This is a genomic window from Novipirellula galeiformis, assembly GCF_007860095.1.
In the GTDB taxonomy this organism is placed as follows: domain Bacteria; phylum Planctomycetota; class Planctomycetia; order Pirellulales; family Pirellulaceae; genus Novipirellula; species Novipirellula galeiformis.
In genome coordinates this window covers 240730-266302 of record NZ_SJPT01000002.1, presented here as the reverse complement: position 1 = coordinate 266302, position 25573 = coordinate 240730, and the positions used below count along the sequence as shown (strand labels likewise).

Below are 25573 nucleotides of genomic sequence, written 5' to 3'. Positions count from 1 at the left end.
AAGACCGCATTGATGATTTCTCTAACCATCTTGCTGGCGGGTGACCACTAACGTCGTTTGCCCCACGACGTTTGTACGTTGCCCGCCAGCATTTTTTTTGGGGCGGAGCGGAAAGAGGGGACGGTGACCCGGTGGTAACGATCCCCCTTGGCCCCGTCGCGTTTGTATTAATTAAGACCTCGGTCGGCTTCCATCGCCCGATCGACCGCAAGAGCGACCGCTGCGGTGGGTCATTCACTCAGGAAGTGGTAACGATATCGTTGCACGAACCGCATCGGTTGGCGGTTTAATCGCATTCTTTTCACACGGATAATCTCAGCGGAATTGTATTTTTTCCAATAAGCGGTCAAAATGCAGAGACGCAGTCATCACCCGTGTGCTTCTCTCTTGCGATATCTCGACGAAAAGGCAACTTTCGCGAACATCGGCGCGACTCACCGACGCGGTTCGTCTGCTCCGTTACCGAGGCTCTGAAGCGTTCTACTCCGACCGATCCTACGTCAAATCACTCGACGCGTCCCCCTGAGTTCCCCCATGACGACTCCTCTTAAAGCGATTCGTGATTTACTAAACGACGACACTCGCTATCGAATCGAAGCTTATCAATTCATCCGCGAGTCACTGCATTACGCCCATGAGAGCGCTGAGGCCGAAACGAGCGAGCCCGCGGCCAAAGGCGGCGACCCCACGGATAGCCCGAACCACGTCACCGGGCAACAGCTGTGTGAGTCGTGTCGCCGTTACGCGATCGATCAATATGGTTATTTGGCCAAGATGGTATTAGCGAACTGGGGGATTCACTCGACGAGTGACCTGGGTGAATTGGTGTACAATCTGATTCGCATCGAACAGATGCGAAAAAGTGAAACCGATCGCCGCGAGGATTTTGATGACGTCTTTGACTTTGAGAGCGCGTTTGAGCCTGAGTTTGAACTGGTCACTCGCGACGAGGATTAAGCGGGGGCGGTTGCGAAGCGAGACGGCGTCCGCTCGATGTCCATCCGCGTTTATGATCGCCTGCTTGGCGGTCAGTTTGACGGTCGGTTTGGCAAGCAAGGCAGGGGCGCAAGAGACCGCGGTCATTGAGACCGGCACGCCACTTGGCCCTAGCACGCCACTTGGCCCTAGCACGCCGCTTGGCCCTAGCACGCCGCAAGCCCAAGCCCAAGCCTCGGCAGACAAGGTCTCGGCAACGCCGCCTGAGGAGAAAGCGCGGCGTACTTACCTGGGTCGCATCGTTGCCCAGCCGATGGGACACCAAGGCGCCCCGTGGCTGATCCGCGACAATCGTGACGAGGAAGAGAATGCTTCCGATTCGTTCGTCCAACTCAATCTGAGCGAGGGCATGGTCGTCTGTGACCTCGGTTGCGGCAACGGGTATTGGACGTTACCGATGGCAAAGAAAGTGGGCGAGCGTGGCAGGATCTTAGCCGTCGACATTCAGCGTGAGATGCTACAAAAGCTCCGCGTCCGCAGTGGCAAGGCGAAACTGCGAAATATCGAGCCGATTCTCGGCAACGTCGATAATCCCAATCTGCCCGCCGCGGAGCTCGATCTGATCTTAATGGTCGATGTCTACCACGAGTTTTCACATCCCGAATCAATGCTTTGGCATCTGCACCGGGCCTTGAAGCCCGAGGGCGTGATTGCGCTGTTGGAGTATCGCGAAGAGGATCCCACCGTGCCGATCAAGCCGCTGCACAAAATGTCAAAAAACCAGATCATCAAGGAGTACCACGCGAACCACTTCAAGCTGGTGAAAGAGTATAACAAGCTGCCCTGGCAACATTTGATGTTCTTCGCTCGCGACGACAGTCCGCTGGATTCCATCGATCCCCTGCCAACACTACAAGTACTCGAGGCGCTACGTTAGAATCTCGATCGACCTGAGTTCACCGCGTAGCAATCCAACCGGGCGAGTCGCGAGTCACCCTTCGCCGCGGATCCCTCAAGCTGCTTTTTTTCCCGCTTCCCACACAACCGAAGTTTCTTGCAATGGCCCCAAGCGTTCGCATCCGTCTTTCGATCATGATGTTCCTGCAGTTCTTTGTTTGGGGATCGTGGTACGTCACAGCGCCAAACTATTTGTCTACGATTGGATTCGGGCCTAGTGACTTTGGAAACACGTACTCGGTGGGTCCGATCGCGGGATTGTTGACGCCGTTGTTGGTGGGCTTGATCGCCGACCGATTCTTTTCCGCACAAAAAGTGCTCGCGATCCTGCACCTCCTGGGCGGCGTGATCATGTTTGCGGCGGTCTCCTCGATGAAAGGGGGGGCATCGCCCGGCTTCATCAACTGGGGATTCTTTCTCGGTTACATGTTGACCTATTACCCAACCCTTGCGTTGTCCAATACGATCGCACTGAAGAACATGTCGGATCCGGAGACAGAGTTTCCCGGCATCCGGGTGTTGGGGACGATTGGTTGGATTGCCGCCGGTTTTGTACTGACCTTTACCGGTTTCGAAACCAATGCGGGCATGTTCTATCTCGCCGCAGGTGCGGCCGTTGCACTCGGGGTGTTTAGTTTCTTTCTTCCGGACACCCCGCCGGTCAGCTCCAACGAGAAGGTTTCGATTCGACAATTGTTCGGTCTCGACGCGCTCGTGTTGTTGAAGGACCGCTCCTATTTTGTGTTCCTTATTTCGTCGATGTTGATCTGCATTCCGTTGGCGTTTTACTACCAAATCGCCAGCCGCGTTGTCGAGCTAACTCAGTTGCCGATCGGGACGACGATGTCCTACGGTCAAATTTCTGAGATCGTATTCATGTTGGTGATGCCGTTCTTTTTCCGCCGTTTGGGCGTCAAATGGATGCTCGCGATCGGCATGTTGGCATGGGTCGGACGCTACACGTTGTTTGCTTACGGAGCGTCGGATCAAGTGCGTTGGATGATTATCTTAGGAATCGTGCTGCATGGGATTTGTTACGACTTCTTCTTCGTCACCGGGCAAATCTATACGGACAAGAAGGCCCCTGAAGCGGTACGCGCCCAAGCTCAAGGATTGTTGGTGATGTTGACGCTTGGCCTAGGAATGATGATCGGTGCTCAAGTGGCCGGCCGTATCGAAGGCCAGCACACGACGACCGAGTCAAAGCAATTCAGCGCCGAGGTCGTCGAGAAGACCAAGCAAATTGATGACGCGGTCAAAGCTGAAGCCAGTGCCGAAGCGATCGCATCGCTGCGAGCCGAAAAAGATGAATTGCGACATTCCGAACTCGCCGCGATCCAGTGGTACGATCTCTGGATGAAGCCAGCCCTATTTGCGTTGGCCGTATTGGTCGGCTTCTTGCTGTTCTTCCATGAACGCGGCGTCGAGATTGCCAAGGCCGATATTGGCCCTGTCGAGACTGCTCCCGTTGAGTGAACGCGGCCAATCGAATCCGATCACGTCGCCAACCGATTTGTTGGCGACGTTTCGCAGGCAAGCATCCGAGCTTGGTTTCATCGCGGTCGGCGTAGCCCCGGCGATCGAGTCGAGCGGATTTTCTGATTTGACCCGCTGGATCGAAGCGGGCTATGCGGGCGAAATGTCCTACCTCGCCGATCGACTAGAGGCCTATCGACATCCCGCCGGCGTGCTGGAGGGGTGTCGCAGCGTGATCGCCTTGGCCTATCCCTATGATGTTGGTCCCCGCACCGCGGTACCGCCCGGCACGGGCCGAGTGGCTCGCTATGCCTGGCAAGGCGATGACTATCACGACATCATTCATCCGAAGCTAAAACGGCTTGTCAAGTTGATTCGCCAATTCGATCCCACCGCGATGGCACGGGGCGTCATCGATACCGCTCCGATCATGGAACGCGAGATCGCTCAATTGGCCGGTCTGGGCTGGCAAGGAAAAAACACGCTGCTGATCAACAAGCATTTAGGCAGCTACTTCTTTCTGGCCTGTGTGCTTACCGATCTTGAGCTCCCCACCGACACGCCCCACGAGTCGTCGCATTGTGGAACCTGTACCGCGTGTCTTGACGCTTGTCCGACCGCAGCGTTTCCACAGCCGGGGGTGTTGGATGCGACGCGATGCATCAGCTATCTGACGATTGAAAACCGAGACGCGATCGCCGATGATCTGCGTGACTCGGTCGGGGATTGGGCCTTCGGATGTGATGTTTGCCAAGAGGTTTGCCCGTGGAACCGCAAAGCGATGCGTCGCGACGACGCGGAGCAACCCGAAGACACGCCTCTACAAACGTTGGAATTGAGGGCGTTGTTTTCTCTCGATGATGCCGAGTTTCGGCTCCGGTTCCGCAAAACGCCGCTGTGGAGAACACGCCGGCGCGGCGTGTTGCGCAACGCTGCCTTGGTGCTCGGCAACCAGCTCGACCCAAATTCGCTGTCCGCTTTGCGTCACGGACTCGCCGACGAAGATGCTCTGGTACGGGAAGCATCACGTTGGGCGATCGACAAAATCGAACGCGCCGCCGCGCATTGATGTTGGTCTTTGACGCGGCTCCGTTTCAACTGAACCCGAAAGAACGCAACCCCCTCCCTCTGATCACCCCCAAGAACACAATGAACTTACCCACACGAAAACTTGGCCGTACCGGAATCGAAGTCACTCAACTCGGCTACGGAAGCATGGGAATCCGCGGCCCCAAAACGTGGGGTGTACGTGACGTCAGCGAACAGGATGCGGAGTCCATCCTCCATCAGGTGCTCGATTCAGGAATCAACTTCATCGACACGGCCCCCGATTACGGTCTCAGCGAAGAGCGGATTGGACGCTACCTCGGTGCGCGGCGATCCGAATATTTCTTGGCAAGCAAATGTGGTTGCGTCTATACCCAACACGACGACCATCTGCAGATTGAGCACCACTGGAATAAGGAGGTGATCGAGCGAAACCTCGAAAAGAGTCTCGCTCGTTTGCAGACCGGTCACCTTGATTTACTGCAATTCCATGGTGGCGATGCGGAAACGCTCCAACGTGAAGGATTGATCGAACAATTAGTGCGATTTCAAACGCAAGGCATGATTCGCTTCCTCGGCGTTTCGACCAAACTTCCTGAAATGTTGAAGCTGATGAAACTGGGCGTTTTCGATACGTTCCAGTTGCCCTATTCGGCGCTCGCACCGGAGCACCATGACGTGATCAGCGAAGCGGCGAACAACGGCGCGGGAATCATTCTTCGCGGGGGGATCGCACACGGCGGTCCCGACGCCGAAATCAAACGCCCGGCGCTCGACGACATTTGGGAACGAGCAAAACTTGATGAAGTCTTACCTGCATCAATGACGCGAGCGGAATTGATTTTGCGTTACACGCTGTCCCATCCCCATTGCCATACCGCCATCGTGGGAACCTGTAACGCCCGCCATCTTGCGGAGAACATCGCCGCGGCAAAACAAGGCGTGTTGCCCGCAGAGTTGCTTCAAACGATTGCCCAACGGGTCCGAGACGCGTTGCCATCTCGCTAGATCATTTTTGATGTTGATGTAACTGCCGTCGCCAGATAGTGGACCGCGTTCTTGCGAACGCAGCTACGGCTTGAAGCACCCTTCATTTTGCAACATGCTTTAGCAACCGACGCGGCACTACTCGATCAACGTTACCGCGGGGACGCCGTCGCTTTGAATCATCCCGTAGTCGGGTTGACGAGGCAGCGGTCGTGACGGCAGACAGCAAGCGTTGCAACCGCCAATCATTCCCGATTCCTGGGTCCCAGAGAGTGTCAACAGATACGCAGGATCTAACTTTCCTGGATCCATCCACAATCCTTCGGGCGTGAGCTCCATCGTACCGAGATCGAAATCAAGGCTGCGGCGAACGACTTCGTAGTTGACGAAGATATTCAACAACGAGTTCTGGGCGTCGAGCAAATCGTTCAACGCACTGATCGCATCACGGGCGGCGGTCGGACCGCTGCTGCGTCCACGGGCTTCGTTGAGTGCTCGGATATCGGCATTCAACTCGATCTGTGAGGCCGCGATGCTGACCGCTTGCCGGCCGAGTTCGAACGTCAAACGATTCGCTTGCAGTTGTCGAATTTCAGCACGCAATTGTTGCCAAACGTCATCTTCGAATCCGTAATAGGCTCGTTTGGCTTGTTCATAGTCGATCAAACTAGCACGATAATTGTTTCGTTGCACCAACCTTGTGATCGGTGAGTCCCATTGCAACCCCACTCGCAATCGTCCAGTAGACGAACGCATATCGAGTGGATTGTTTCCAACGTTTTGAACGTCGCCGTTGAACACCACATCGAGCGAGCTTTCCAAGTCGTCTGCGGTGACTTCGATCAAACGCCACGTATCGACAAGGCTGGCACGAGCATTCGCCCAATCGCGACGGTTTGCCCGAGCGATTTCCAGTGCCGTGGGAGCGTCAATTTCGACTTCGGGAAGCAACACGCTTTCCGTTCTCGCCCGTGCTTGGGTTAGCTGCAGCGTCAACACGTCGTCGGCTAGCACGGCCAACAAGTCCTGCGACGCGAGGATGATGTTATCGCGAAGCAACAGTGCCACTTTTACCGGGTCTTTGTCTTCCGGACCACGCGTCGCCAGCTCCGCAATGGCACGATCAAGTTTGGCAATTCGTTGCTCGTAGGTCGCCAAGCGTTCGCCAAGTGCGTCGAAATCCTCTTTCAATTGAGCGTTAAGAGAGCCCAGGTCTTGGATGTCAAATAGCGACTCATCAATGTCACTTGTATTGAGCAGCGAACAGATCTGAGTTTTCTGTTCCTGGTACATCTTGCTCAACCGACGGTTTTGGCTTTCCCGCTCCTGCAACGAGTCCTCAAAGCGTGACATGTCCTCAGCAACGCGTGGCAAGTCGTCCTTAATCAGCGATTGGTTGAACTTCGCCAACGGTTGGATTTCATTGCGTAACGCCGCGAGCGTCTTGGCAAGTTCATCGCTCCACTCGATTTGCGATTCCGGTAAACCGGTGGCTTCATCGACGCGGAACGTGCCACGCTCGAGAATCGAAACATTGATTCTGCCGACGTTGGTTCGCACCAAGGCAAGTTGTTCACGACGGCCGAGCAAGTCTCGGTCGATCAACTCAAACCGCTCGAGTATGGGGTCTTCCAAACGTGCACAGATGTAGGGTGGCAAGCCAAGGTTGCGGAGAAACGCATCGACCGAGCGTTCATAACCCGCTTGCTGGGCTACCAATTGACTTTGCGAGCGGAGCAAACTCGAACGCGCCTGTGCGACTTGTAATCGCTGGCGAATGATCGTTTCGGCGTCATCGGGAATTGTGGTCAATTGCTCGATCAAGGTGTCTTCAAGGATCAGCAAGTTTTCGGTTTGACGAGCGATGTTTTCTTCGAGGTTGCGGATCTGCAATTGAGTCTGCAGCAAGCCCAAATAGCCGCTGGCGCTGCCGCCGCCGGTTCCGAACCCTTGACCATTGATGGAGATATTGGAGTTACCCGCGTTAACCAAACTTTCGGGGCCGCGACCGACCGTGATATTCAAGAAGAAACTGCGGCGGTAGCGTTCGAAGGCGCGCACGTTGGCCAACAAATTGCGTTCGGCAAAGGTTAACCCTTCGAGCACTCTGTCGCGTCCCGCACCACGCAACAGCGGTTGCAATAACGTGAAATCAAAGATGGTCGAGGCGCTTTGGCTATTTGGTCCACTCAACTCCCAAACGATGTTGTTGGCCACGCCGGCGACCAATTCGCCGCCGGTAGCGAATCTCCGTTCCAGCGAGAGGGGACGTTGCCCTTCGCTGTACGTGCCGACCTCGAAACGCGTGCTGCTGTTGTTGTTCCCTCCGCTGCGGCGGCGGCCATCGGCGGTCAAGAAGGTATTGGCCCCTCCAAAGAACTGGGTGTCAAACTGAAATCGCTGGTTGCTGACATCCAAGGCTGCCAAATAGAGCTCTTCCAATTGGGCTTGGTATTCCGGGGAATGCAGCAACGCAATTCGCACTGCGTTCTCGGCATTGAGGACCAAAATCCCATCATCGTCCAGCGGCAGGAATTGCCACCAATCGGGACTCTCGGCGGTATTCGTCACCCCGGCGGCTTCCCACATCGGATACCCGCGTCGTCCATCGACACATTGCATGTATTCGTACGAGGACGGATCGTCCAACGGAATCGGCTGAAAATCCAAGTCAAAGGGATTAAACATCCGACTGCGGCGATCAACGTCAATTCGCAGCGGCATCGTGGGGGGACGCGAAATATGTTGTGACTTTTCATCGAGCAACAGATTGACTTCGTTGTCAGCCTGTTTGCGATAGTACTGACGATGGCAGCCAACGCTACTGAGAAACATGATGCACAAGAGCATCACACCGGGGGTCGAGATCCAGGGCCCAGCCGCGAAGGTTGGGTTCGATACGAATCGATTCGCAGCGATCGATGGACCGCCATCCAAGCGGGGGGGATTTTTGCTCACGTTGGACGTTCGGGTGTGAGAGAACTGAATTTTCGAGGATAACGCCTACAAAACGCACATCCGTTAGTACTGTTATCGAGTTCGGACACTTTCCCTTCGGCCTTTACCGGATCGTAGGGTTATGCCGTTCGGTGCACCGGTTTGGTTGACGGACACGCCGGTTGCAACGACTGTGACGACAGAACCCCGTCCGCGCCGTGAGCTTGAAAAGTCGGTTTTGGTGCTACGGTCGCTCCAAATGGACCCACGATCTGCGTTGATTGTCCCGCAGATTACGAGAAAAGCTTGACGGTACATCTTGCCCAACTTATTATCCAACGGAGGACTTTTATTGCGGTTTTCTTGCAACACGCCTCCGATCACCTCCCGATCGACTGCTTCGTCTTTGACTATGACTGTTCAACCTCTCTCATAAACGATCATGCAATACGCTATTTTAGGCCTACTGATCGTTGTCGTGATCGGTTTCTTTGTGCTCGTCTGGAAGGCAGCACCGCAGTGGCGCTGGTACCACATCACCACCGTGATCTCAATCATGTTGCTGTCGGTGATCTTTATCTTCCCCACCGCCGGGGCACTGAAGAGCCGTGCGGCATGGCATAAAGTCAAAGAAGAGCTCGAACTCCGCGCTGAAAAAGCAAAAGCAGAGAATCATACGCTCAAATTCGGCAGCACCACCAACCCCGAGGCGGGCAAAGGCTTAGTGGCACTGACCCACGAGTTGTCGGTAATCGGTATCGAAACCGGCCGCGTGTGGCGTTCCTTGGAACTGAAGAACGGTGACCTCAATGGCATCGTATTAGCCCGTACGCAAGACGCGGCAGTCATTCCCGCTGATGCTGGCGGTGCTGCAGAACCCGCCCCGGCGGCGGCAGCAGCGGCCCCATCACCTGTGGTCCCCGAAGGCTTGATCGTCTACGGATTTGCCGAACGCCCGATGCCCAACTCCACCTCGTTGCTGCCCCGGTTCTATCTGGGTGAATTTCGTGTGACCGCGAGCACGCCAGACCAGGTCACGCTACAACCCACCAGCAATCTTGAAAAAATCCAACAAGATTCGATCACCAGCATGCAAGCGGGCAGTTGGTCAATCTACGAGATGCTACCTCTCGACGGGCACGAAATGTTCATCGCCGATGGAAGCGTTTCGGACGAAGAGAATCTGTTTGGTCGCGTCGACGACAAGCTGCTGGCCGATCTTTTTGAATCGGGAATTAGCGAAGCGACTCTGAATTCCTACCTTCGCGATGGCAAACAAGCGACTCCCGACGATCCTCCGTTGAGCCGTTGGACGCGCGTCGAGTTCATCAAAAAACACAATGAACAGGTCGACGGACAACGCACTACGGCGGCAACCGATGGAAACTTTTTCGATGGCACCGGGCGCGCCCTGGATAGCCGTTTGCAACGGACCGAAGGGGACGAAGTTGGCTTTAAAGTTGGCGACCAGATCGTGCTCAAGGAAGAAGCCGCCAATCAGTTGATCGACTCGGGCGTCGTCAAATTGATCAATCAATTCTACATCCGTCCCTTGAACGATTACCGATTTGTGCTGCGACGCATCCGGCTCCGCTTGACCGCTTTGGAAGCACAAGACAAGAAAGTGGAGTACCAAAAAACCGTGCTTCTCGATGCGATTCGAGCCACCGAAGCGATGTTGACCACGACCCAAGCGGACAAATTGAAGCTTGAGCAAGATTTCGATCAAACCGAAAAGGAAAAGATCGCAATCCAAGCGTATCATGACCAGGTCAGCAAATCGCTCGCAGAGACCCGTGCGGAGCTTGTCTTGCTGTACAACAGCAACCAACAACTCGAGCGAGAACTCGAGAAGATTCATTCGACGATTACCGAACGAATGGACTCCCTGACGCTGGCTCGCTAGAGACGCGAAACAGTGCAGCGAAATCGTTGCGTCATCGACACGTCTCCCATAGGCCGATGTCCCGATGCCTGTCTGCCGTGGTGGCAATACCGCTCAGACGACGTTCGAGTTAACTAGCGGTGCATCGCGATCCGCTCCGCGTTTTACAACGCGATGAGGCCCGGCGGCTTGTCTCACACGCGGCATAAAAGGGAAGCCCCATTGGTTTCGCCTTTCCGTCGCAGCACGCTCCCTTTAGCGTTATTGGCCCGTGCCCCTGCCTACTCTTGCGGCGCCGCCGCCTTCGCGTCGATGGCCAAAATGCCGGCGTTACGGCCGACGCAAACCAACTAGCATGCGCTGGCGGGATGAGCACTCCGATTCGCGCCCTCAAATCGAGCTGGCAAAATATCTCAATCGCCCCTGTAGTTTCCTGCTTGGCCTAACGCCTCTTTCCTGTCACAATGGTGGCAAGCAGCAACGGGCCTTCGGCAACCTTTATCGGCTGTCGAGCCCCGTTAACGTGCCCTACCTCCAGACGGCAAGAAATCAAAATTATGATTCGACGACGCCTCTCTTCATGCTTTCGCTCACTGCCGCTTTGCGCTTTTGCGTTCGCAATCGTGTGCTCTGCCTTCGAGGCCCCTGGCGTTTTTTTGATGCGGCTTGACTCGGCCGAGCCGACAGTGGATCGCGAGAAACAAGAACCGAAGCAGATTGATTTCCTCAAGCAAATCCAGCCGATTTTGGCTAAACGTTGCTTTGCGTGTCACGGTCCTGACCAAGCCGAAGGTGGCATTTCCTTCGCGGAACAAGCATCGGCATTCGCCACAGCGGATTCGGGAGATCACGCAATCGTGCCTGGCGATCAGGACGCCAGCATGCTGCTCACGCGAATCTTGACCGACGACGCATCCGAGCGGATGCCGCCCGAAGGGGACCCGGTCTCTGCGGCGGAAGCCAAATTGCTTTCACAATGGATCGCTGCAGGAGCTCCCTGGGGCAAACATTATGCATTCGAGCCGATGGCCGAAGTTGCCCCGCCGCAGGTCGACGATCCGCTGTGGAACCAAAATCCGATTGATGCATTCCTTTACAAATCACTCGACGACGTCGGCTTGAAACCCAACGCGATGGCGGATCGACGAACCCTCGTTCGCCGTGCCTACTATGATCTAACCGGTCTACCGCCAAGTCCCGCCGCGGTCGAAGAATTCTTGAATGACGAATCGCCCGAGGCGTTTGCCAAGCTTGTCGATGAGCTACTCCAATCGCCGCATTACGGTGAACGCTGGGGACGCCATTGGTTAGACCTTGTTCGCTACGGGGAAACCAATTCGTTTGAACGAGACAATCCTAAAATCAATGCGTGGAAGTATCGTGACTACGTGATCCGATCGTTCAACGAAGACAAGCCGTACGATCAATTTGTCCGTGAACAGCTCGCCGGTGACGAGCTCGACGAAGTGACCGCAGAATCGCTCACCGCAACCGGGTACTACCGGCTTGCGGCATGGGATGATGAACCCGTCGATCGGGTACAGGCTCGTTTTGACGAGATGGATGATTTGATCATGACCACCGGGCAAGTGTTTCTGGGGCTGACGATCAATTGTGCGCGCTGCCATGACCACAAAATCGACCCGATTCCGCAAACCGATTACTACAGCATGTTGGCATTCTTTGAGGATGTCACGCGTTATGCGGACCGCGGAACCGAGCCGGCGAACAACCAAATCGACATTACATCGCCAGAGCTAAAGGCTCGTTACCATCAAAATGATGTCGCCCGGCGGGAAATTGAATCGGCAATGCGCACGATCGAGCAAGCTGGCATCGTCAAGATGGCTGCGCCCGATCAACGGGCCACCGAAGGGCCGCGTCCCGAACGCGACAAAATCCTAAACGAAAAATTGAAGGACCACCTGAGCGCCGACCAATGGACTGAGTACCAATCGCTGCGTGATGCCCTGAGTCAAAATCAGCGTGAGCTGAAAGAGTTACCGCCGCGTGATGCCGTGATGGGCTTGGCAAAGTACACTCCTAAGCCCGCCAAAACGTTTGTGATGTTTCGCGGCAATCCCCACTCGCCTGGCGATGAGGTGCAACCGGCGTTTCCGGAGATCTTCGAATCGACCATCCCCGAAATCCCCGCCCGCAGCGATGTGGCACGCGCCGATGCGTTTAACAATCGGTCGCTTGGCCGTCGTCGTGTGCTGGCCGATTGGATCGTCACCGAGGACAATCGCTTGACCGCTCGCGTGATGGCAAACCGAATCTGGCAATTCCATTTCGGCCGAGGGATCGTCCGCAGCAGTAATAATTTTGGCCAACTTGGTACCCCGCCCACGCATCCCGAATTGCTCGATTGGCTCGCCCAAACCTTTGTCGAAAGCGGCTGGAAAATCAAAGCCATGCATCGTTTGGTGATGAATAGTCGGGCCTACCAAATGTCATCTCAAAGTCACGCAACGGGCGTTGCCACCGATCCCGGTAACGATCTGTTTTGGCGTTTTGACCCGCGGCGGTTGAGTGCCGAAGAGGTACGCGACTCAATTCTCGCGGTCAATGGATCGTTGAATCCGCAGGTCTATGGGCCAAGCTTCTATGAAAAGTTGTCTGCCGAAGTGCTGGCCGGCCAATCGCGCCCCGGCCAAGGATGGGGCACTTCGTCGGAGACCGAACGCAATCGACGAAGCGTCTACATCCATGTCAAACGGACATTGTTAACACCGCTTTTAACCGCGTTTGATTTCCCCGATCCCGATCTCACCTGCGAGGCACGCTTCGCGACGCTGCAACCCGGGCAAGCGTTGTCGCTCTTGAATAGCGACTTCATCCATGAACAAGCAGCGAAATTTGCGGCATCGATTGACGCCGCCGCGGTGAACAATGACGAAGTGGTTCGGCGGGCAATTACCGCGACCTTCGCACGCCCAGCCAGCGAAGGCGAAATCGCCGACGGCGTCAACTTGATCGCATCGCTCGAAACAGCTCCCGGAATGACCCGCCAACGCGCGGTGGGATTGTATTGTTTGACCGTCATGAATTGGAACGAGTTTTTATTCCTCGATTGACCCCTTTGCCCTGGATCGCTGCGTCACATCGCGGGAATCCAGCAGAGGACGTCGCCTTGGCTTCGTCGCACCCCACCGGCCAAGTCCATGGTCGATCGCCCCCCCCAAAAAATTGAGACAGCAAAATGAGCCAACCCAAAAATTTCTGTGGCCGCACGCGCCGCGAATTTATCTGGCAAGCCGGTGGCGGTTTCGGTGCCGCAGCGATCGCGTCGATGTTGGGGACGGATGGGTTCTTCAAACCCGCCGCTGGTTCAGAAGCCAAGACGTCGTTCGTTAATCCGCTCGCACCCAAACCACCTCACTTCGCCCCTAAGGCCAAGTCGGTCATTTTCTTGTTCATGTACGGCGGCCCCAGCCACATCGATACGTTCGACTATAAACCGAACATGATCGGCATGGATGGCAAGACCGTCAACGTGAAGACGTTTGGGCGCGGAGGGCACAAGAGTGGAGGCCGTATCGTGGAGCCGCGTTGGAAGTTCAAACAACATGGCCAATGCGGCAAATGGGTCAGTTCGTTGTTTCCGCATGTCGCCAAACATGTCGACGACATTGCCTTTTTGCATTCGATGACCGCCGACTCGCCGATTCACGGATCCGCGATGTTGATGATGAATAGCGGCCGAATCTTATCGGGAAACCCCGCGCTCGGATCATGGCTGACTTATGGGTTGGGCAGTGAAAATGAAAACTTGCCGGGCTTCGTCGTCATGCTGGATCCCACCGGTGGCCCGATTAGCGGCGCCAAAAACTGGAGCAGCGGATACATGCCGGCGACCTACCAAGGGAACGTCTTTCGTGCCGAAGGGGCGCCGATTCTCGATCTCGCAGCGCCCCGCGATTTGCCAGAGGGCGTCCAGCGGCAATTGATTGATTCGATCCAACAAGCCAACGGGCGGCATTTGGTTTCACGCGAAAGCAATACGGATTTATCCTCGCGGATCGCCAGCTACGAGCTGGCCTACAAGATGCAATCGGCCGCACCCGAGGCGGTCGATCTGAGCAACGAAGATGCCAAGACGGTCGCGATGTATGGAGCGGACAAAGAACCCACTCGCGACTTTGGCAAACGCTGCTTGATCGCGCGCCGATTGGCCGAACGCGGCGTTCGATTCATTCAACTGTACAGCGGCGGAGCCCATAACGACGACAACTGGGACGCCCACGGCGATCTCGAAATTAACCACAACAAACATGCCGGCGCCACCGACCAACCGATCGCAGCGTTGCTGGCTGATTTAAAGCAGCGAGGCATGCTCGATGAAACGCTCGTCGTTTGGGGCGGCGAATTTGGACGGCAACCGACCGCCGAATATGCCAAGGGCTCCGGCCGAGACCACAATGCCTACGGCTTTACGATGTTCATGGCCGGCGGCGGTATCAAGGGAGGCGTCAGCTTCGGCACCACCGACGAACTCGGTGCGGAGGCAGCTGAGAATCCGTTGCACGTGAAGAATATGCATGCCACCATCTTGCAGCAAATGGGAATGGACCCCAATCACTTGTCGTACTTCTACGGCGGATTGGAGCAAAAGTTGGTCGGGGTCGAACCCGTCGAGCCGATCCACCAAATCATCGCCTAAGCGACTTTCAATTTGCTCTCCAAACGGACGCTCGCGGGCTACCACCTTTCGTCGCGCTGTGACCGTCGAACGACCGATCGACAAGCGAGGACCTGCAACCGCCTCGGACGCCCCGCCGTGGACTCCGCAGAACGCGGGGGATGTCGCGTGATCTCCTGGTGGAGCACACCCTTCCCTCGATTCTTTTAGCCTCCCATCGTCGAATCTGTCCTCATTCCATGCTAGATCGTGGCAATTCGCTCACGATCGACGACGGGATGGTGGGTGCCCCTCGCAGAGATGCCAATCGCTTGCATCGTCCAACGTGACGACGCTCGGCCAAGCAGGGGTAAACGATGGGAGGTTAGAAGGTTAGCCGAACGGAGCAACCGCTTCGCCTGGGCCCCAAAACCAAGGCATGGCCCCATTGTCGCATAGCACGCAGGGGCGTTACACGACGCTCTCGCCATACGGCTAGTTTGTCATCTCAATGTCAAACGAATTTTCTCCCTCGGTCACCTCTAGCTTAAGACCGCTTTTCGCCGGATCGCGGTACGTTTCAGGGATGTCTTTAACCGGGGTGGTGTTGGCAGCGGGCACCTCGTCCATCGTCGGCGGAACTTCGGGAGGAAGCACCGTGACGACGTAACTGCCCGTGCGAATCGGCGTTTGAGTTGCATACTGCCCGTCGCCTTGGACCTCTTCGGAAATGCCCACGCCTAGCTCGCTGGAGTAGAACGTGACGACTCCTTGCTGCAGAGGTTGGCCTTCGTAGCTGATCCGCCCCTGGATTGTACCGGTTGGATAGTCAGCCGAATTTTCGCATCCGCCCACCCAGGGCAAGACTCCGGCCAAAACAATCGCGCTGGTTAGAAACGCAGACGAACAACGCAAACGGCGAAACGTCACCATGAAAACTACCTAAGCTTGAAGTGTCAGTTGATCAGTATTAGTTGATTTTGGCGTCTTGATTGAATAACCATCGAATCGCCGGCCCTCGGCAGAAACCGATAGCAGCGGGTTAAAACTCGGCAAGGACGCTGCCGTCATCACGGACGCAGAGTTGGCTGAGGGTCGTGAAATTCAGCGACTCGCTCACAAACCGCACCGAACCGTCCGCTAGCAGTAGATGGATTCCACCTGGGTGGAAGGAGTTGATAATTGTGTTACCGGCATAAGGCCTGTCAGACTTAGGGATGGTATTACCACCGGCTTGCGCGGTTTTCGCGTTGATCGCAAACGCCACGGTTGTGATGCCCGAAATGTGATGTGCACTTGTATTCGTGGTCACATCGCCGGAGTTCGACCAGCCACGCCAACCGCCGTGATAGTTGGCACGATAGTCATTCGTGCCCACCATCCCCGATTGCTCAGCGACGAGAATCGTGTTCGAGGAGCCATCGGTGATGTCTCGGAAACGGAACTCTTTTTCAGGGACGAGCACGCCGGTGTTACAGTACACGCCGTAATTTGTCCCTGTAGAACAAACATTCGCACGACCCGCCGGATCAGGAAACGCGCCGCTGACGCCGACATAATCGTGGGTTTGCAGGCGGTCATGATTACACATGGCGCCTCCCGGCGCGTTCGCAGGCAAGGCACTTGAGGGACATTTATAAGTAGGCACCATCAAGTCGATCAAAATCAAATTATTGCCTGTAGCCTGCTGGCCGTAGGTGCTACTTGAGGTGCAACCCGAGAAGACATGAAGACTCCGATCAACTTGATCGTAAATATTTCCCTGCTCGAGTCCCGGCAAGATCTCGAAACGCCAGTTGGGCCCATGTGATCTCGGCGCCCCATTTGGGAAGTTTTGATAGGTATCGTGGTGAGTATGCAGGCCGAGTCCTTGCTGCTTGAGATTGTTGCTGCACTGCATCCGCCGCGCCGCTTCACGAGCTGCTTGTACCGCGGGCAGAAGCAATCCAACGAGTACTCCAATAATGGCAATGACAACGAGTAGTTCTACCAGCGTAAAGCCGGGGCGGATCGGTTGAGAGTTTTTCATCGCTTATCTTTCTAGGAGAATTAACTAGATGAACATAAAGACAGTGAAGGAACTATTCGCCGCCCCCACTGCGGAACCCGGGCCAGACTAGATACCCACAGCACGGCTGTCAACCTTTGTTGCCTACCAACGGCGTTTGGATTTCCCTTGCGGCGCATTCTGCAAGAACCTTTTGCTGGAACCTTGCCGCGCAGCGCTGAACTTTCCGGAAAAATCACTCTGGTGCACCATTCTGAAGCCGAATCTTCGCGGCGTGCACTCTCTTGCATCACGGCGTTGCCATTCGCTCCGCAGCTCCTTGTAAAAAGCGAACACAAAACGTGTTCCCGACGCCGCCATTAAGCTGCACCCTGCGTAGCCACACCCCACAACAGAAAATCAACGAATGGAAGAGAACAGAGTGGAATCGGACCTTCTCTCCGTTTGCTGTGCGATCTCCGGTTCAATCCCACCTCGAGCGTTATGAGCTGAAACGATAACGAACATCAACATCGGAATGCCCAATCAAAACATCGCCCACGCTACCGCGAGTGTGAATGCGGGAACGCCCCCGGGAAACGTTGTTTTGTCGCAGAATCGGTTCCTAGAACGGTTTTGTTTGGAACCATTACTTCGTTCGCAGAGCGTTGGCCACGGCTTGCGTCCTCGCAACGAATCGCCCCAGTGTCGGCCCCGCACGCAGTGGTCTCATGGCTGTGTGCCGCCGCGATGCGTTTCCTCTACCGGTTGCGTTTGTTAGGCAACGCGAGCATCAATCGCGACTGACGGCTACTTGTGCCTGGCCAGCCATTGACGCGCTTCGTCCCGGTATTCGCTGTCGCGGTGCATCCATAAATCGGTGTGCGGATGAATGACCTTTCCCTCGGGGATCGTGAAGATCTTCGCCACGGGCGGTCGTAGAATGGTGACCTTCGCCAACTCCGGATGGTCACGCAGGAAATCCGTTCCTCCACCGCATGCCAATACCGGTCGGCCTTTCAGGCGAGTCAGACGGACAAGTGCGGACTTGCGATCGCTCTCAGCGTAGCCCCACGTTTTGTCGCCATCGAAATGATCATGCGTCATCATTCCCTTCCAAAATGATGCAATCGGATCATCCGCCAAGCCAATGTAACTGGCTCCGATCGCGCCGCGTGAGAAGCCACAGATGAAGACACTTTCCCGATCGCCACCAAACTGTTCGCAGATTCTCGGTAAATTCGTTTTGCAATAGTCGACGGTCGCTTGCTTGTCACCCCACCACCTCACTGCATTCTCGTTACCGCCTTTTTCGATGTAAGGCATTGAGACCCAAATGAAGCCGATACCTCCCGTGAGGCCGTAGCCGAGGTTCGCGTCTTTGACTTCACCGGTCGAACCCGATTCGGCGAATTGGTTGCCTGTGTATTCAACGATCACCGAGTACTTGCCGCCCGATTTCCAATCCGTAGGTAAATACAAGGCGTGGTATACCTCGGTGCCTTTGTACTCCGGGGCGACTTGACGAACGCGCCGTCCAGCGGCGGGTGACTCTTCGGTCATTTCGGGTGTGACGAGGTCCTTCGTGGCCGGTTTGTGATCGGCACGGACGCCAGCCGGAATAAACGACAACAAGCTAAGTGCGAGTAGGGCGTGAAATATTTTTAATGGTCGATGCATCACGTTTAAAATTCGTCGAGCGGTGAAAGTTGACTTGCTCCCCTTCAGAACGACTGGCCCCAATGCCTGAGCCCGTCGCAGCCGCCTAGCGGCTCTCTACGTAGACACATCTCACAAGAAGAAATCAATGACCGCGAGGAAACGGAGAGAACTGAGGGGAATCGATCATCGCCTCCGTTTACTCTGCGACCTCCTGTTCAATCCGACCTCGCATCACCGTGTTCGTTGAGAACGGAAACGACAATACACGTCCATATCGCGACACCACAAACGATTCATCGACCGCGCAGATCACTCGCACTGATTCGACCTCGCAACTTCCTCCATGCCAGAACTGATGTTGCTGCAGTGGGAATTAGACTCGTTCTCGTGGAGTGACCTCTCTTCATGCCGAACTGCCGCGATGCCCATTCTCAGCCACAGCAGGAATCGCCTCAAGCTTGCCCTTGCCCTGGAGCCTAACCCAGCGAGTGTCGCCGCACGGGGGTGCTTCGCGCCGGAGAGGGAGAATGTTGAAACGCGATTGAAAAAGTTATATTGAAAATTGGAAAGCAGGACACGTGAGGCCAGCTTGGAAGTCTGAGCCGGCCCGGACTTTCCGGTCCGGTTAGGTCAAGCGGTGTCGGCCCGTTCGAAGGCCTCGACAACGGCACAGCCGCAGGAGTCGCTCCAAACGTTGACCGAGGTGCGGCACATGTCTAGCACGCGGTCGACCGCCAAAATAACGCCTTGCATTTCCAGCGGTAAGCCAACGGCGTTCAAGATGATCGCCATCATCACCAAGCCGGCGTGCGGGATCCCCGCCGCCCCCACACTGGCCAACAACGCGGTTAACGCCACCACGATTTGCTCACTGAACTCCAAATTGCGTTCAAAGTGCATCTGAGCAATGAATAGCACCGCGACCGCTTCATAGAGCGCCGTGCCGTCCATATTGATCGTCGCCCCCAACGGCAGCACAAACGAACCGGTACGGTTGCTGATCCCGGCTCGTTCCTCGACACAGGACATCGTCAACGGAAGCGTTCCGTTACTGCTGGCACTGCTAAACGCCGTCAACAGTGCGGGTGACATCGCCTTGGCAAAGTCAAGCGGGCTGCGTTTGGCAACGAACTTGAGGATCAACGGCAAGATGATGGTCGCGTGAATTGCCAACGCGACAGCGACGGCCACGACATACCATGCGAGCGCCTTGAAGACGCTCGTGCCCTGAGTCGCCGTAACGGCGGCAATCAAAAAGAAAACGCCAAGCGGGGCTAGTTTGATGATCGCCATCGTCATGGCCATCATCACGTTAAATCCAGCGGTGGCAGCGCTGCTGATTCGTTCAGCCGTCTTGCCACCAGCGGAAATCGTGAACAAAGCAAAGGCGATCGTGAAGGCAATCACGGAGAGGAAATTCGGTTCGGCGAGCGCCGAGAACGGATTCTTCGGGATCATTGCCTCCAATTGTGCAAACAGCACATTGACGAGCGATTCCGCCTCGGTCGTGTCGGTATGGACGTGCTGGACTTGATTTTCTCTTAGCCCCGGACGAACCACGTTGACGACCAACAACCCGGTGGTGATCGCCAACATACTGGTGCAAACATAATAGAAGATGGTGCGCCGAAACATTCGCCCAATGCCTTGGGACGATCCCAGCCCGAGCACGCCGGTTAGCAGGGAGGTCACGATCAAGGGGACGGCAACCATTTGCAGCATACGCAAAAACAGACTGCCGATACGTTGCAGCCATGCGCCCACTCGCTTGGCGAAACTCATTCCATGAGTCTCGTATATTTTGACGGCCGCAGGGTCCACCGCGGCCAACGCCTCCATCGAACGAAAGACCCCTTGTTCCACGCTGACCGGGTCAACCTCGCGTTTGATTGAATTCCCATTGGAATCGATGTACTCGATCACGGTCGAGGCGCTGGAGTCCTCGATCACGGCGGACACGATGCCCCCGGGCAATCGTTGCTGCGAAGCGTCGTCACGCGTCAGCGTGGTCGAGCGTGCGGAGCTGGTAACGTTAAGCGAGACACCGAGGACCGATCCGAAAATCATCCCAATTAAAAGTTGCCAATGAAGAGCGAGCCGAAACATAGAAGTCTAATCCAATTCGTCAGTTGCAATGATGTAAGCGGTCGCGTGGGTGCGGCAAGCGCCAAGGGACACATGTAGTTTTTCGATACCCCGCTGTGCCGCCCAATGGGATGCCGCACCGGTCAACAGTATCGTGGGACCTTCACCGATGTGAAGAACGATTTCGATGTCCGTCCAACGAACCCCTTGGTAGCGGCACCGCATCGCCTTCATCGCGGCCTCTTTCGCCGCCCAACGCGTCGCAAACAACTGGGACGTGTTGGCGTTTTGGATACAGTACTCGATTTCGTTGGCGGAGTAGACACGCTCCAAAAATTGTTCGCCGTGCGCCTCGATCATCTTTGCGATGCGAACGCATTCGACGATTTCGGTTCCAATGCCAAGGATTGCCATAGCGATCAATTGAGTAATGAGAATGACGGGGTGCGGGGCGAGGCGAGGCGAGCTTCGTTACAGCGGAGAGGAGAGGGGACAAATCAAGCCGCGTGATTGTTGCCGCGGCCTAGCCCGTTGGACCGCCCTGTCGGTCGCCATCGTCGTGACACGATTCGTCCGTTTCGCAGTCCCGCGTTTTGCCAGCCCACACGGAGCCCCACTCTGAAAACGGCGACCGTAAAATCACTTCGACGTGAAATCGAGAACACGCACTTTATCAAGGATGGGTTTGAGCACTTCGACAAACGCTTGGTGATCGGGGTGGGGCAAGTACTTGGCGCGGCCCGCGTCATCGGCAAACGTCACCATAAAGCAATGCGTGAATCCATCGTCATGAGTTTCGGGGCTGTTGTTGGTTCCCCATTCGAACTCGGTGATCGAATCAATTTTGGCGGGCAAGGCGGCGAATGCCTGCTCCACTTTTTTAACATCCGCTTTCGAAGCATCGTCTTTGAACTTGAAAAAGACCGCATGCTTTAGTTCTTCGTCATCATCGTTGTCGTCGCCTTGATCATCATCCGCATCATCGAGACCCCAATAGTCGATGACAAACACATCCTTCATGTGGGGGCGGAGCGTGTTGCCGAAGGCTTTGTGTGCGGGATGTGGCAAATACTTGTCGCGGCCCGCCTCGTCAGCAAACGACAGCAAGAAGCAGTGCGTGAAACCGTCATCGAGTCCCTCGGGACTATTGTTGACGCCCCATTGGAAATCGACGATCGAATCAATTTTCGCGGGCAAGGCGACAAAGGCCTTCACGACCGCGTCGATATCCTGTTGCGAGGATGATGGTTTGAACGAGAAAAAGACAGCATGTCGTAGCACTCGTTGTTCCTGTGCGGAGGGAGGTTGCGGGGCGGAGGCAGTCGCTGCGTTCGACGCGGTCGCTGGCTTTTCCGCCACGGCCACGGGCGAATCGGCTGCAGAGGCGAGCGACCCTGCGGCGACAAACGAGAGAGTAAAAACAGCAAAGGATAGAAAACGCTTGAATTTTGTCATGATGTTTTCGTAAAGGAAAGGCTTACGACTCCGCGGTAAACGCAGCCCCGGCGGACAACGGATGCGTGTTCGGGTCGGAGTCAGGGCGGGTTATGATCAATCGTAACGCGTGGCGGTGCCCGCTTCCATCCTTGACGAAACGCGACGCAGGAATCAGAAAATGAAGCCTTCCATTTGTTTTCTCCTTTTTGATCGAGACGTGCCCGATGAGCCACAACGAAATCGCTTCCTTTGCTGACCGCCTTGCGGATGCGGTTCGGCGTACCGGTTCGGTAACCTGTGTCGGGATCGATCCTCGCCTAGAGCAATTGCCCGCCTCGATCCAAAGGATCGCCGACAACGGTACTCTCGACGCCCAAGCGGCTGCGTACACGCAATTTGGTTGCGAATTGATCGACGTCGTCAAAGACCGGGTCGCTTGCGTGAAGCCGCAAGCGGCCTTCTTCGAACAACTCGGGCCCGCTGGCATGGTTTCGCTCGGGCAAGTGATTCGCCACGCCTCGGACGCCGGTTTGATGGTGATCACCGATGCCAAACGCAACGACATCGGCAGCACCGCGACCGCTTATGCACAGGCCTATTTAGGCGTGGGAGAGGCGAGCCCGTGGGGGAGCGACTCGCTCACCGTCAGCCCCTACTTGGGGCGTGATAGCCTCGAACCGTTCGTTGAGGTCTGTGACGCGCGGGCGGCGGGCGTCTTCGTCTTGGTGAAAACGTCTAACCCAGGTGGGGGGCTATTGCAAGACCGCCTGACCGACGGTCAAACCGTATACGCGCGGGTCGCGGAATTGATCGAGGAATTGAATCAAGGGCGGATTGGAAAAAGTGGTTATGGGCCGATTGGAGCCGTTGTCGGAGCGACCTATCCCGAACAATTGGCTGAAATGCGGGCCGCGATGCCATCCAGCTGGATTTTGATCCCAGGTTTTGGGGCCCAGGGGGGGACCGCCCAGGACGTGCTTGCCGGTTTTGACGACCAAGGCATGGGCGCGATCGTGAATAACTCTCGAAATTTGATCTTTGCCCACCGTCGCCCCGAATTTGCTGAGAAATTCGGTGATGCACGTTGGCAAGATGCCGTTTCAGCCGCCACCGACGAAATGAATGCCGTGCTCGCCCAACGAATTTCCTAGCAGGACTTTCGGAAATAAACGCGATTCGGTAAGCTTCGCGGTTCGATCAGGCATATGGATAGAAGTTCTCGATCGAACTCGTTTACAAACACCCCCTACCTATAACCTTGCGGATCAATCATGGGTACCAAAATCAAAACGCACAAAGGCACGAAAAAGCGTTTTCGCTTGTCGGCCACAGGTAAAGCAATGCATCGCTCGAGCGGTACAAGTCACTTGGCAAAAGGTTTGACCAAGAAGCGTCGTCGTAACCTTCGCGGAACGACCTCGTTGGCCGAGTGCATGGAATCGACCATCCACGCCGCACTGAATGGCTACAGCAACTAAGCTTTAGTCCTGCACCCCACTTATTTTTTTCTCAGCACCCAAAAAGTCGAACCGTATCCATCTGGCTAGGTAAAACATCCGCAGCATTGTACTGACGGGGGCCTGCAGCCAGAAAGGCGACGAAAAGCTCAAACGAAACCAACGCGAAACGCGAAGGTTCGAGCATTCGATCCAAACCAACAGGAAGTATTTGCAATGCGTACCACCAAAGGTTCAGCACGTCGTCAAGGCAAGAAGCGTCTCTTTAAGCGAGCCAAGGGTTTTCGTGGCGGACGTGGAAAATTAATCCGAAGCGTGAAGGAAACGTTGCTTCGGGCTGGTGTTTATGCGTTCCGTGATCGTCGCGTCCGCAAGCGTGACTTTCGCCGTCTATGGATCGTTCGTATCAACGCCGCCGCACGCGAACATGGCATTCGCTACAGCCAGTTCATCTACGGTTTGAACAAGGCCGGTATCCAATTGGATCGCAAGATGCTCTCGGAAATGGCAATCAACGACAAATCGGGCTTCAAAGATGTATGCGACAAGGTCAAAGAGGCTCTCGCAGCTTAAGTCCGTGTGCCTTCCCCTGAGGGGTTGAACTTCATCACCCAGAGCCGCGACCGTCGCGCTCTGGGTTTATTTTTGGGTTGCTCGCAGCGGGACGATCACGTTCATCGCTGTGAAGCATTTTTCCATAACGAATTTTTGGCATGGTTTCCGAAGCGGGAAAGCACGCTCGCCGCTATAGGAGAGCCGCATCGAGTTGCGGCCAATCCTAATGCGGGAGTGGGGTCGCGACGAACGAGTGCTGAAAAGACGTAGGTCTTTCGCGTTTTTCATCCGCTCTGTGTCCCGGCATCATGTCACTCGATCACTTTATCCACACGCTCGACCAACTTCAAAAAGACGCCCTCGACTCGTTCCAGGCGGCCGCGGATGCGGACGCGGTCGAAGCGACTCGCGTTCGCTTTCTAGGCGCTAAAAAGGGAGCGCTCAAGGACGTCCAGAAGTTGATGGGCGGCATCGCCCCCGACAATCGCAAAGCCGCAGGAATGCGTCTGAATGAGTTCAAGGCGAAGGTCCAAGAATCGTTCGACCAAGCTCAATCGCGGCTTGGCGGAGGCGATGCAGCGTGCAGCGACCCCACCTTTGACGCAACGCTGCCGGGGATTCGCCCCAACGTCGGACATATCCACCCGATCACGCAAACCATCAACCATTTGATGGAGATCATGGGGCGGATGGGATTCGAGGCTGCCGAGGGACCCGAGGTTGAAGATCCCTGGCATAACTTCGTCGCCTTGAACATTCCCGAGGATCATCCGGCCCGCGACCCGCTCGATAACTTCTATTTGGCCACCGCCTCGGCGACTCAAGCCGGCAGCGAAGGATCACAATTGCTGCGAAGCCAAACCAGCACTGTGCAAATTCGAGTGATGGAAGAACATGCACCACCGATCCGCGTCATCTCGCTCGGGCGTGTCTATCGCCCCGATGCTCCCGACGCGACGCATTACCCGATGTTCCATCAAATGGAAGGGTTGTATGTGGACGAACATGTCACGATGGCCAACTTAAAAACGGTGCTTCGCGTCTTCGCGACCAACTACCTCGGTGACGATGTTCAGATCCGTTTTCGACCGTCATTCTTCCCGTTTACCGAGCCCAGTGTCGAAGTGGACTTCCTCTGGAATGGCACTTGGATCGAATTTGGTGGCGCAGGAATGGTCGACCCGGCCGTCTTTGAAGCGGTGGGGTATGATCCCGAAAAGGTCAGCGGGTTTGCCTTTGGATTGGGCGTGGAGCGTCTCTGTATGCGTCGCCACGGCATTACCGACATTCGCGATCTCTACAGCGGCGATCTCCGGTTCTTGCGCCAGTTCTAAGCGTGTGAAGTTTTTGCAACGCCCGACTGTTTCCACGGAAGCAGGTCAGCGCTTCCGAATCAGTTTTAAACATGGCGTTAGCGTCGTTTTCTGCAGCGAACCAGCTCCCCCACGCGTCAGCGAGGGACCGAGTTAACCGTGATGTTTGCGCGCCAACGCGATTCGAAGTTGCGCGGTTGTATTTAGAGACAACGCGGGTTTGCTAAAACA

20 protein-coding genes are annotated in these 25573 nt (G+C 55.7%); 12 read left to right on the top strand and 8 right to left on the bottom strand.

The window, feature by feature from the left end:
• Nucleotides 1-534 precede the first annotated feature (534 nt).
• The 5 genes from Pla52o_RS06175 to Pla52o_RS06155 all read left to right on the top strand — a co-directional run bounded on the left by Pla52o_RS06175 (nt 535) and on the right by Pla52o_RS06155 (nt 5424).
• Nucleotides 535-957, top strand: a complete 423-nt coding sequence (locus tag Pla52o_RS06175) for a Minf_1886 family protein (RefSeq protein ID WP_146593735.1) — start codon at nt 535-537, stop codon at nt 955-957.
• 52 nt (nt 958-1009) lie between these two features.
• Nucleotides 1010-1873, top strand: a complete 864-nt coding sequence (locus Pla52o_RS06170) for a class I SAM-dependent methyltransferase (RefSeq protein ID WP_231612135.1) — start codon at nt 1010-1012, stop codon at nt 1871-1873.
• Nucleotides 1874-1995: 122 nt separating this feature from the next.
• Complete coding sequence (locus Pla52o_RS06165) at nt 1996-3369, top strand: MFS transporter (RefSeq protein WP_146593734.1); 1374 nt, start codon at nt 1996-1998, stop codon at nt 3367-3369.
• A complete protein-coding gene (gene queG, locus Pla52o_RS06160) occupies nt 3362-4438 on the top strand; it encodes a tRNA epoxyqueuosine(34) reductase QueG (protein WP_231612134.1) in 1077 nt (358 codons plus the stop codon). Before Pla52o_RS06165 ends, queG begins: the two co-directional genes overlap by 8 nt.
• Nucleotides 4439-4518: 80 nt before the next feature.
• Complete coding sequence (locus Pla52o_RS06155; protein WP_146593732.1) at nt 4519-5424, top strand: aldo/keto reductase; 906 nt, start codon at nt 4519-4521, stop codon at nt 5422-5424.
• A gap of 117 nt (nt 5425-5541) precedes the next feature.
• Here the strand turns inward: Pla52o_RS06155 and Pla52o_RS06150 are convergent, their stop codons facing one another.
• The gene (locus Pla52o_RS06150; protein ID WP_146593731.1) at nt 5542-8361 is read right to left on the bottom strand and encodes a TolC family protein; all 2820 of its coding nucleotides are present in this window, start codon (nt 8359-8361) and stop codon (nt 5542-5544) included.
• Nucleotides 8362-8782: 421 nt separating this feature from the next.
• Between Pla52o_RS06150 and Pla52o_RS06145 the strand changes: the two genes are divergently transcribed.
• The 3 genes from Pla52o_RS06145 to Pla52o_RS06135 all read left to right on the top strand — a co-directional run bounded on the left by Pla52o_RS06145 (nt 8783) and on the right by Pla52o_RS06135 (nt 14888).
• On the top strand, nt 8783-10246 hold the full coding sequence (locus Pla52o_RS06145; protein ID WP_146593730.1) for a hypothetical protein: 1464 nt from the start codon (nt 8783-8785) through the stop codon (nt 10244-10246).
• A 638-nt stretch (nt 10247-10884) separates the two neighbouring features.
• Nucleotides 10885-13302, top strand: coding sequence for a PSD1 and planctomycete cytochrome C domain-containing protein (locus Pla52o_RS06140; protein ID WP_146593729.1), 2418 nt, complete (start codon nt 10885-10887; stop codon nt 13300-13302).
• A 125-nt stretch (nt 13303-13427) separates the two neighbouring features.
• Nucleotides 13428-14888 carry a DUF1501 domain-containing protein gene (locus Pla52o_RS06135; RefSeq protein ID WP_146593728.1) on the top strand — a complete coding sequence of 487 codons (1461 nt, stop codon included), beginning with the start codon at nt 13428-13430 and terminating at the stop codon, nt 14886-14888.
• A gap of 453 nt (nt 14889-15341) precedes the next feature.
• Here the strand turns inward: Pla52o_RS06135 and Pla52o_RS06130 are convergent, their stop codons facing one another.
• From Pla52o_RS06130 to Pla52o_RS27320, 7 genes are all read right to left on the bottom strand, one after another.
• Nucleotides 15342-15779, bottom strand: a complete 438-nt coding sequence (locus tag Pla52o_RS06130; RefSeq protein WP_231612133.1) for a hypothetical protein — start codon at nt 15777-15779, stop codon at nt 15342-15344.
• 109 nt (nt 15780-15888) lie between these two features.
• Nucleotides 15889-16875, bottom strand: a complete 987-nt coding sequence (locus Pla52o_RS06125; RefSeq protein WP_146593727.1) for a DUF1559 domain-containing protein — start codon at nt 16873-16875, stop codon at nt 15889-15891.
• A 768-nt stretch (nt 16876-17643) separates the two neighbouring features.
• Nucleotides 17644-18513, bottom strand: coding sequence for a hypothetical protein (locus Pla52o_RS06120; RefSeq protein WP_197169037.1), 870 nt, complete (start codon nt 18511-18513; stop codon nt 17644-17646).
• A gap of 178 nt (nt 18514-18691) precedes the next feature.
• Nucleotides 18692-18814 carry a hypothetical protein gene (locus tag Pla52o_RS27655; protein WP_261343337.1) on the bottom strand — a complete coding sequence of 41 codons (123 nt, stop codon included), beginning with the start codon at nt 18812-18814 and terminating at the stop codon, nt 18692-18694.
• 311 nt (nt 18815-19125) lie between these two features.
• Nucleotides 19126-20601 carry a dicarboxylate/amino acid:cation symporter gene (locus tag Pla52o_RS06115; RefSeq protein ID WP_146593726.1) on the bottom strand — a complete coding sequence of 492 codons (1476 nt, stop codon included), beginning with the start codon at nt 20599-20601 and terminating at the stop codon, nt 19126-19128.
• A 6-nt stretch (nt 20602-20607) separates the two neighbouring features.
• Nucleotides 20608-20994 carry a holo-ACP synthase gene (gene acpS / locus Pla52o_RS06110; protein WP_146593725.1) on the bottom strand — a complete coding sequence of 129 codons (387 nt, stop codon included), beginning with the start codon at nt 20992-20994 and terminating at the stop codon, nt 20608-20610.
• Between the two features lie 225 nt (nt 20995-21219).
• Nucleotides 21220-22035, bottom strand: coding sequence for a Dabb family protein (locus tag Pla52o_RS27320; RefSeq protein WP_231612132.1), 816 nt, complete (start codon nt 22033-22035; stop codon nt 21220-21222).
• A 206-nt stretch (nt 22036-22241) separates the two neighbouring features.
• Between Pla52o_RS27320 and pyrF the strand changes: the two genes are divergently transcribed.
• From pyrF to pheS, 4 genes are all read left to right on the top strand, one after another.
• Nucleotides 22242-23168, top strand: coding sequence for an orotidine-5'-phosphate decarboxylase (gene pyrF, locus Pla52o_RS06100; RefSeq protein WP_146593724.1), 927 nt, complete (start codon nt 22242-22244; stop codon nt 23166-23168).
• A 120-nt stretch (nt 23169-23288) separates the two neighbouring features.
• The gene (gene rpmI / locus Pla52o_RS06095; RefSeq protein WP_146593723.1) at nt 23289-23495 is read left to right on the top strand and encodes a 50S ribosomal protein L35; all 207 of its coding nucleotides are present in this window, start codon (nt 23289-23291) and stop codon (nt 23493-23495) included.
• Between the two features lie 195 nt (nt 23496-23690).
• Nucleotides 23691-24047, top strand: coding sequence for a 50S ribosomal protein L20 (gene rplT / locus Pla52o_RS06090; protein WP_146593722.1), 357 nt, complete (start codon nt 23691-23693; stop codon nt 24045-24047).
• Nucleotides 24048-24337: 290 nt separating this feature from the next.
• Entirely contained in the window at nt 24338-25363 is a 1026-nt protein-coding gene (pheS, locus tag Pla52o_RS06085; RefSeq protein WP_146593721.1) for a phenylalanine--tRNA ligase subunit alpha, read from the top strand.
• The last annotated feature ends 210 nt before the right edge of the window (nt 25364-25573 follow it).

Bases quoted from the DNA above. Each gene is read 5' to 3' on its own strand.
- Pla52o_RS06175 (WP_146593735.1), top strand. From the start codon at position 535: ATGACGACTCCTCTTAAAGCGATTCGTGATTTACTAAACGACGACACT.
- Pla52o_RS06170 (WP_231612135.1), top strand. From the start codon at position 1,010: ATGATCGCCTGCTTGGCGGTCAGTTTGACGGTCGGTTTGGCAAGCAAG.
- Pla52o_RS06165 (WP_146593734.1), top strand. From the start codon at position 1,996: ATGGCCCCAAGCGTTCGCATCCGTCTTTCGATCATGATGTTCCTGCAG.
- Pla52o_RS06155 (WP_146593732.1), top strand. From the start codon at position 4,519: ATGAACTTACCCACACGAAAACTTGGCCGTACCGGAATCGAAGTCACT.
- Pla52o_RS06145 (WP_146593730.1), top strand. From the start codon at position 8,783: ATGCAATACGCTATTTTAGGCCTACTGATCGTTGTCGTGATCGGTTTC.
- Pla52o_RS06140 (WP_146593729.1), top strand. From the start codon at position 10,885: ATGCGGCTTGACTCGGCCGAGCCGACAGTGGATCGCGAGAAACAAGAA.
- Pla52o_RS06135 (WP_146593728.1), top strand. From the start codon at position 13,428: ATGAGCCAACCCAAAAATTTCTGTGGCCGCACGCGCCGCGAATTTATC.
- Pla52o_RS06130 (WP_231612133.1), bottom strand. From the start codon at position 15,779: ATGGTGACGTTTCGCCGTTTGCGTTGTTCGTCTGCGTTTCTAACCAGC.
- Pla52o_RS06125 (WP_146593727.1), bottom strand. From the start codon at position 16,875: ATGAAAAACTCTCAACCGATCCGCCCCGGCTTTACGCTGGTAGAACTA.
- Pla52o_RS06120 (WP_197169037.1), bottom strand. From the start codon at position 18,513: ATGCATCGACCATTAAAAATATTTCACGCCCTACTCGCACTTAGCTTG.
- Pla52o_RS06115 (WP_146593726.1), bottom strand. From the start codon at position 20,601: ATGTTTCGGCTCGCTCTTCATTGGCAACTTTTAATTGGGATGATTTTC.
- acpS (WP_146593725.1), bottom strand. From the start codon at position 20,994: ATGGCAATCCTTGGCATTGGAACCGAAATCGTCGAATGCGTTCGCATC.
- Pla52o_RS27320 (WP_231612132.1), bottom strand. From the start codon at position 22,035: ATGACAAAATTCAAGCGTTTTCTATCCTTTGCTGTTTTTACTCTCTCG.
- pyrF (WP_146593724.1), top strand. From the start codon at position 22,242: ATGAGCCACAACGAAATCGCTTCCTTTGCTGACCGCCTTGCGGATGCG.
- rpmI (WP_146593723.1), top strand. From the start codon at position 23,289: ATGGGTACCAAAATCAAAACGCACAAAGGCACGAAAAAGCGTTTTCGC.
- rplT (WP_146593722.1), top strand. From the start codon at position 23,691: ATGCGTACCACCAAAGGTTCAGCACGTCGTCAAGGCAAGAAGCGTCTC.
- pheS (WP_146593721.1), top strand. From the start codon at position 24,338: ATGTCACTCGATCACTTTATCCACACGCTCGACCAACTTCAAAAAGAC.